This window comes from Desulfobulbus elongatus DSM 2908, from assembly GCF_000621145.1.
GTDB lineage: Bacteria > Desulfobacterota > Desulfobulbia > Desulfobulbales > Desulfobulbaceae > Desulfobulbus > Desulfobulbus elongatus.
Genome location: NZ_JHZB01000091.1, coordinates 1 through 1,233, shown reverse-complemented (window position 1 = coordinate 1,233; position 1,233 = coordinate 1). Strand labels below are relative to the sequence as shown.

Genomic DNA, 1,233 nt, shown 5'->3' with positions numbered 1-1,233 from the left:
GTTGTTCCTTGGCAAGCGGTGCCAGACCGTAGTCATCGAGGAGCAGTAGGTCGGTTTTGGCAAAGGTGGTTAGGAGTTTGATGTAGCGGCCGTCACCTCTGGCCAGGGCCAGATCGGCAAAGAGGCGGGCAATCCTGAGATACAGGACGCTGAACCCTTCCCGGCAAGCGGTATGGGCAAGGGCGCAGGCCAGGTACGATTTGCCCACGCCGGTTGGGCCGGTGATGAGCAGATTCTGTTTATGCTTGATCCATTGGCAGGTGGCCAGTTGCAGCACCTGGGACCGATCCATGCCACGGGGGTGCTTGAAATCGATATTTTCAACAACGGCATTCTGACGGAGTTTGGCCTTGCGGAGCCTGGTCTGCATCTGCCTGGTCTGGCGGAGATCGCTCTCCCGGTCGACCAGCAGACCAAGTCGCTGTTCAAACGACAACTCGTAGAGTTCCGGCTGTTGCCACTGCTGCTTCAGCGCCTGGACCATGCCATGCAATCGGAGTGATTCCAGTTTATCGAGGGTGGGATGAGTCAACATGGCGCCTCCTTACTGCACCGTGGGGTGGTAATAGTGAGGGCCACGGATATTGTCATGCACCACGGGGCTCTGGGCCACCTCTTCCACCTCATTGGCCTTGTCCAGACCGTTTTTGAGGATGGAGTCAATGCTGCGGAAGGAGACCGCACCGATGACCAGCGCCCGGCCGCAGGCCAGCTCCAGTCGGTGATTGCCATAGCTCTTTCCTAAACGAAGAATGCCCATCAGGCTGCGATAGGCCTGCTGGGGATGGACGCGGGAGGCCAGGATTTTTTCTGAGAGTTGCGTGGTCAGGGGGCCGATCTTGGCTGCCCAGCGGAGGAACCGTTCCGGCGTCCACTGCTGATACTGCCGATGCGACGGCGGCATGTGCTCGGTTACCGTGGTGTGGCGGCCTTTGTCCCGGCTCCGTTGATGGCTGGCAACCCGTTGCCCCCGGTCAAAACATTCGATCACCGACATGGTGATGCGGATGTCGAGCCGCTTTTTCACCAGCCGCGAGGGCACGCTGTAGTAATGCCCGTCCACCTCGACATGATAGTCGATGTGCACCGTGGCCTTCTTCCACAGGGCAAACTCGTACGCTGTAGCCGGCAAAGGTTTGAGGGCCGGTTTGTCGAGGCTGTCGAACAGGCTCTGCCGAGAACCGGGAAGTTTCTGGAAGGGTTTGCAGTTGAGGACTTGCAGCTGTTGGCCAA

The 1,233-nt window shown here is 59.0% G+C and carries 2 protein-coding genes; both read right to left on the bottom strand.

Annotation, left to right across the window (positions count from 1 at the left end; translation table 11 throughout):
* Positions 1–535, bottom strand: a 535-nt coding sequence (locus tag Q362_RS0117770) for an ATP-binding protein (protein WP_028319705.1), incomplete at its 3' end; no start/stop codon positions are given.
* Positions 536–544: 9 nt separating this feature from the next.
* Positions 545–1,233: Mu transposase domain-containing protein (locus tag Q362_RS24160; RefSeq protein WP_028319704.1), on the bottom strand; the 689-nt coding region annotated here is incomplete at its 5' end.